At 68.0% G+C, this 6,089-nt stretch carries 5 protein-coding genes; 2 read left to right on the top strand and 3 right to left on the bottom strand.

The annotated features are described in order from the left end of the window. The 3 genes from E3T46_RS16090 to E3T46_RS16080 all read right to left on the bottom strand — a co-directional run. On the bottom strand, window positions 1-1,041 hold a 1,041-nt coding region (locus E3T46_RS16090), incomplete at its 3' end, for an FAD-dependent oxidoreductase (protein WP_166790307.1). Beyond that, a complete protein-coding gene (locus E3T46_RS16085) occupies window positions 1,034-3,193 on the bottom strand; it encodes a molybdopterin oxidoreductase family protein (protein ID WP_134579315.1) in 2,160 nt (719 codons plus the stop codon). The genes E3T46_RS16085 and E3T46_RS16090, both read right to left, overlap by 8 nt. A gap of 6 nt (window positions 3,194-3,199) precedes the next feature. Continuing rightward, window positions 3,200-4,606, bottom strand: a complete 1,407-nt coding sequence (locus tag E3T46_RS16080; RefSeq protein ID WP_134579314.1) for an MFS transporter — start codon at window positions 4,604-4,606, stop codon at window positions 3,200-3,202. Between the two features lie 234 nt (window positions 4,607-4,840). Between E3T46_RS16080 and E3T46_RS16075 the strand changes: the two genes are divergently transcribed. Together E3T46_RS16075 and E3T46_RS16070 are read left to right on the top strand one after the other, a co-directional pair. Next, the gene (locus E3T46_RS16075) at window positions 4,841-5,638 is read left to right on the top strand and encodes an RNase H family protein (RefSeq protein ID WP_134579313.1); all 798 of its coding nucleotides are present in this window, start codon (window positions 4,841-4,843) and stop codon (window positions 5,636-5,638) included. A gap of 18 nt (window positions 5,639-5,656) precedes the next feature. Continuing rightward, the gene (locus tag E3T46_RS16070) at window positions 5,657-6,043 is read left to right on the top strand and encodes a TraR/DksA C4-type zinc finger protein (protein WP_134579312.1); all 387 of its coding nucleotides are present in this window, start codon (window positions 5,657-5,659) and stop codon (window positions 6,041-6,043) included. Window positions 6,044-6,089: the final 46 nt, after the last annotated feature.

Here is a 6,089-nt window from a genome sequence, read left to right as displayed (position 1 = left end):
TGCGGCGAGCCAGTCGGCCTGGCGCCAGCCCGGACCGATCAGGCCGCTCGGCCCGCCGGCCGGCGGCGCCGTCGAATCGCCGGCGCGGGGCGCGGCTGCCACGTGGGCACAGTCGCCGATCGCGTAGATGCGCGCGTCGGTCCAGCTCTGCAGGTTCTCATCGACCAGGATCCCGGTCGAGACCGGCAGTCCGGCCAGCTGGGCCAGTTCGGTGCGGGCGCCGACCCCGCAGGAGAGCAGCAACAGGTCGCCATGAATCTGTTTGCCGTCGGCGCAGATCAGGGCGTCGAAGCGGTCGACGCCGTCGTCGTCCTGGTGAAACAGCAGGCTTTCGGCGCGGGAGTGATTGACCATGGTGACGCCGGCCCGCCGGGCGCTCTGGGCGAGCACGCTGCCACCGCCCCGGTCGAGGTTGCGCGCCATCGGAATCTCTCCGTGGTAGACGACGCAGGCCTCTCCCCCGGCGGCGGCAGCGGCGAGCGCGATCTCCATGCCGAGCACGCCGGCCCCGAGCACGACGATGCGTTTGCCGGCCGTCACTGCTGCGAGTACCCGCTCAGCGTCGTCCAGGTCGCGCAACACGGTGACCCCGCGCGGGAGCGGGGCGCCGCTTGTGTCGAGGGTGGCGGCATCCGCTGGAGGTATCTGGCGGTCTCGGCGCACCCGGGTGACGCCGTCGAGCGTGGGGATATTGGCGCGGGCGCCGGTCGCGAGCACGAACCGATCGTAGGGCAGCAGGGTGCCATCGCTGAGGGACACCGCCCGGCGGCTGCGCAAAATGGCCGTGACACTCACACCGCGGCGCAGGTGCACGCCGGCCTCCCGGGCGGCGAGCGTGTCGGTGATATCCAGGCTCTCCCGGTCGGCGTTGCCGACGGCATATTCGGCGATCAGCACCCGGTTGTACGCGTCGGCGCTCTCGGCCCCGACCACGGTCAGGGTGGCCGCGCCCTGGCGCACGAGCGGCAGCAGCTCTTCAACGAAACGGGCACCGACCGGGCCGTAGCCGACCAGCACGATGCGCTCGGGTTGCTCAGACATGGGCGCCTGCTTCCACGAGTGCTTTCACTCGAACGGTCGTCTTCTTGAATTCGGGCATGCCGCTGATGGGATCGGTCTCGTCATCGGTCAGCAGGTTGGCGCGCTGGTCGCCGGCAAAGTGAAACGGTAGAAACACCGTGTCGAAGCGGATGTCGGTGCTCACCTGGGCGCGGCAGCGCACCGTTCCGCGGTCGTTGCTGACTTCGACCCAGGCCTCGTCCTCGATCCCGAGCTGCTCGGCGGTGGCCGGGTGCAACTGCAGGCGGGCCTCCGGCTGGGCATCGGCCAGTTCTTTCACCCGCCGGGTCTGGGTTCCGCTCTGATAGTGCTCGAGCAGGCGACCGGTGATCAGAGTCAGGGTGCCGCCGACCTGGGCCGGCGCGCCGAGGCGCCGCGCCGTGACGGCGACGAGGTGCGCGCGGCCGTCGGGGTGGGCGAAGCGGTCCAGAAAGAGCCGCGGCGTTCCGGTGGACCCGACCGGGTAGGGCCAGAAGGCCGGTTCCTCGGAGTCGAGCAGGGCATAGCTCAGGCCGGAGTAGTCGGCCAGCCCGCCCGCGGAGGCCTGGCAGAGTTCGTCGAACACCGCAGCCGCCTCGGCACTGAAGGTTCCCGGGGAATTCAGCCGTCTGGCGAGTTCCTGCCAGATCCACAGTTCGCTGCGCACTCCCCCCGGAGCCTCGACGGCCTGGCGACGACGAATAACGCGGCCCTCGAGCGACGTCATGGTCCCCTCTTCCTCGGCCCACTGGGTCACCGGCAGCACCACGTCCGCTAGCACCGCGGTTTCGGAGAAGAAGAAGTCGGCCACGACCAGAAAGTCGAGCGTTTTAAGGGCGGCCCGCACCCGGTCGGCGTTCGGCGCGGAGACGACGACGTTGGAGCCGTGTACCAGCAGACAGCGGATGCCGCCCGGCTCGCCGAGTGCGCTCAGCAGCTCGACCGCGGGCAGGCCCACACCGGGCAAGCTGTCGGGGTCGACGCCCCAGACCCCGGCGACGTGGGCCCGGGCGGCAGGGTCGGTGATCTTGCGGTAGCCCGGTAGCTGGTCGCACTTCTGCCCGTGCTCGCGACCGCCCTGCCCGTTGCCCTGGCCGGTGAGGGTGCCGTAACCGGAATGGCTCGTGCCGACGAGGCCGAGCACGAGGCTGAGGTTGATGGCCGCGGTGGCTGTGTCGGTGCCGTCGGCGTGCTGCTCAACGCCGCGCCCGGTGAGAATGTAGGTGCCACTGCCGGTCGCGGCTCCCCGGGCAGCGCCGGCGGCGAGGCGGCGGGCGAGTTCGCGCAGCTGCCAGACCGGAACGCCGGTCTGTTCCTGCACGCGGGTCGGCCACCACTGGCTCACGCTGCGGCGCACGGAGTCGAACCCGGTGGTGCGGGCTTCGAGGTAGTCCTGGTCGGCGAGTTTCTCGGCGATGACGATGTGGGTCAGCCCGAGCAGCAGCACGAGGTCGCTGCCCGGGGTCGGCTGCACGTGCATGCCGGCGCCGTCCGCCGTGAGCCGGGCGGTCGCGGTACGCCGTGGGTCGACGACCACGAGGCCACCGGCGGCGCGGGCTCCGTCGAGGTGGCCAATGAACGGAGGCATGGTCTGTGCCACGTTGGAGCCGAGAATGAGGATGGTGTCGGCCGCATCGAGCTCGTCCACCCGAAACGGCAGCCCGCGGTCGAGGCCGAAGGCACGGTTGCCGGCCGCTGCGGCGCTCGACATGCAGAACCTGCCGTTGTAGTCGATGCGGCTGGAGCGAAGCGCCACCCGGGTGAACTTGCCGAGCTGGTAGGCCTTCTCGTTGGTCAGGCCGCCGCCGCCGAACACGCCGACCGCGTCGGCCCCGAACTCCGCACGGGTCTCGCGCAGCTTCGCGGCGACGAGGTCGAGCGCGTAGCTCCAGGCGACCGGCTCGAAGGTTCCGTCGGCCTGGCGCAGCAGGGGTTCGAGAATCCGGTCCGGCGAGACGAGCAGTTCGGCCGAGGTCCAGCCCTTCTTGCACAGGCCGCCACGGTTGGTCGGAAAGTCCCGGCCCGCGACCGTTACCGCGGCGGCCAGCGAAGCGGAGCCGTCAGCATCCGCTTCTCTCGCAGTCGCAGCAGCGGAGCTCAGTGTCATCGCACACTGCAAAGCGCAGTACGGGCAGTGGGTGGCGGTCGCGGGCATAGGGTCCTAGATCTTCTGGCCGGCGACGGAGGAACCGCGGCGGAGGTAGACGAACGCGGTGACGCACATCATCACAACATAGGCGATGGCGAAGGCGTAGATCGCGCTGGAATAGTCCCCGGTGGTGGTCTTGGAATGGCCGAGCACCTGCGGAATGATGAACCCGCCGTAGGCGCCGACCGCGGAGATGAGGCCGAGGGCCGCGGCCGTTTTACGCTGGGTGTTAACGTCGCCCGAGTTCTGGTGGGCGTCTTTCACACCGCTGCGGGCCGAGAACACGCTCGGAATCATGCGGTAGGTCGAGCCGTTGCCGATTCCGGTGGCGACGAAGATGAGCAGGAAACTGCCGAGGAAGGCCCAAAAGTTACCGAGCGGCAGCACCGCGACGACCACGAGAGCTCCGACGGCCATCACGCCGAAGGCGGCGACGGTGACGGATGCCCCGCCAAAGCGGTCGGCCAGGCGTCCGCCGGCAGGGCGGGCCAGCGAACCGACGAGAGCGCCGATGAAAGCGAGCGACAAGGAGGCGGATGCGACCTGGAAGGTGGAGTAGGCCGGAAACTGGTCGGCGATGAGCTTGGGAAAGACGCTCGCGAAGCCGATGAAGGAGCCGAAGGTGCCGATGTAGAGCACAGCGAGAATCCAGAAGTGCGGTTCCTTGACCGCGGCGATCGAACCGGCGAAGTCGGCCTTGGCGTTGGTGAGGTTGTCCATGTACTTCCAGGCGCCCCACATGGCGACGAGGATGAGCGGAATCCAGAACCAGCCGGCGAAGCTGATGTTCAGGGTGCCGACGGCGCCGAGGGTGATCACGATCGGCACGATGAGCTGGGCCACCCCGGCGCCGAGGTTGCCACCTGCGGCATTGAGACCGAGCGCGTAGCCCTTCTGGCTCTGCGGGTAGAAGTAGGTGATGTTCGACATCGAGCTGGCGAAATTGCCGCCACCGAAGCCGGCGAGCGCGGCGACGAACAGCATGACGCCGAACGGGGTGTCCGGATTGCCGACGCAGAATCCGAGGGCGGTCGAGGGTATCAGCAGCAGACCGGCCGAGATGATGGTCCAATTGCGACCGCCGAACTTGGGCACCATGAACGTGTACGGAAAGCGCAGGGTCGCGCCGACGAGGCTCGGCATCGAGATGAGCCAGAACACCTCGGTGGTGGAGAAGGTGAAGCCGGCGGCCGGCAACGACACGACGACGATGCTCCACAGTTGCCAGACCACAAAGCCGAGGAACTCGGCAAAGATCGACCATTTGAGGTTGCGAGCGGCGATGAGCTTGCCGCCCTGTTCCCACTGCTTCTTGTTCTCCGGGTTCCAATTGTCGATCCACCGGCCCGGACGGTGCACGAGCACCGCGGTGTCGGTATCGATCACGTTCGATGCTGATTCAACGGTGCTGGATGTCATCGAAGTCCCCTCGGGATGAAACGGCAGGCAGCCCGAGCGGCTGGCCATGACTTCGACGTTAGCCAGCGCGTGTTTCCGGCAACCGTGGCACTGGTTACCTTTCGATCACGAGATGATCACACCAGCTCGGGGGACGTGATGGGGCGCTGTTACATGACGGACACAATACGGGCAACGGATGACGAGGGTGGCAGACTTAGTCAACCTGCGCTCCGCTGTTTGAAAGGCCACCTAATGACGATCACCGCTGCCGCCGACGGTTCTGCCCTCGGAAACCCCGGACCAGCCGGTTGGGCCTGGTACGTCGACGATTCCTCCTGGGCGGCTGGCGGCTGGAAGCACGCGACCAACAACCAGGGTGAGCTCAAGGCCGTGCTCGAACTGTTTCGGGCGACCGCACACATCGATGACGATCTGCTCGTGCTCTGCGACAGCCAGTACGTGATCAACTCCGTCACCAAGTGGATGAAGGGCTGGAAAGCGAAGGGCTGGCGCAAGGGCGACGGCAAACCGGTCATGAATCTGGATTTGCTCAAGGAGATCGACGAGGCCATCGCCGGGCGTCGCTACCGGTTCGAGTGGGTCAAGGGGCACGTCGGGCATCCGCTCAACGAGGCCGCCGACGAGCGTGCGCGCGGGGCGGCCGAGGCGTTTCAGCGCGGCCGTCCGGCACCGGCCGGGCCTGGTTTTCGCGCGGGCGGAGCGGCGGCCGAGCCTGGTCTTAGCGGAGGGCTCGCTGCGACGGCTGCGGCATCCGTCGGTCAGCGCTCGCCGACGCTGACCGCGGACCGGGTGACGGAGCAGGCTTCGGCCTACGCACACGATGAGCTGTTCTCTTTCGACGATCTCGGTCACGACATCGGCGAGGATTTTCGCGACCTGACCGACCCACACAGCACGAGCGCGGTGCGCAGCGCGGGCGAGTTGCACCGGGTGACCGTGTCGCTCAGCGCCGAGGAGCACCGGCGCCTGGTGCAGCGGGCCGTTGCCCGCAACGTGACCGTCGAGGAGTACCTACGCGGTCTGATCTAGGGCGTGAGACCATGGAAGATGACCGTTTCACCCTTTAATCCCACGCAATTGCACGTTTTCGAGACCGCACTCGGGGAACGCCGCCTCGAACTGACCGAGAAGTCCCAGCGTCTCGCCGACACCTTCGCCGGCGTGCAAAGCTCCCGTAGCGACGGCTCGGCCGATGGCGCCCACGACGCTGAGGCTTCCTCGCTGCGCACCGAATGGTCACGCATGTCGGGATTTCAGGGCGAGGCCGTCGAAGAGCTCTCGGCCATCGACCGGGCCCTGCAGCGCATCGTCGACGGCAACTACGGTCGGTGCGTGCGCGGCGGCGAGATCATCCCCGAGGGCCGGCTGCAGATCAAGCCCGCCGCCGACCTCTGCATCGCCTGCGCCGAGACGGCCGCGCCGCGCCGACGCTAGCTGCACCCACTTTCACGCTACGCGGGAGTTGTGCAGCAGCAGATGC

The organism is Cryobacterium sp. Hh11, from assembly GCF_004404045.1.
Lineage (GTDB): Bacteria > Actinomycetota > Actinomycetes > Actinomycetales > Microbacteriaceae > Cryobacterium > Cryobacterium levicorallinum.
The sequence above is the reverse complement of the archived record's forward strand: the minus strand, read 5'-3'. Positions and strand labels throughout refer to the sequence as shown.

Coding starts and splice junctions, on each gene's coding strand:
- E3T46_RS16080 (WP_134579314.1), bottom strand. CDS start 4,606: ATGACATCCAGCACCGTTGAATCAGCATCGAACGTGATCGATACCGAC.
- E3T46_RS16085 (WP_134579315.1), bottom strand. CDS start 3,193: ATGCCCGCGACCGCCACCCACTGCCCGTACTGCGCTTTGCAGTGTGCG.
- E3T46_RS16075 (WP_134579313.1), top strand. CDS start 4,841: ATGACGATCACCGCTGCCGCCGACGGTTCTGCCCTCGGAAACCCCGGA.
- E3T46_RS16070 (WP_134579312.1), top strand. CDS start 5,657: ATGACCGTTTCACCCTTTAATCCCACGCAATTGCACGTTTTCGAGACC.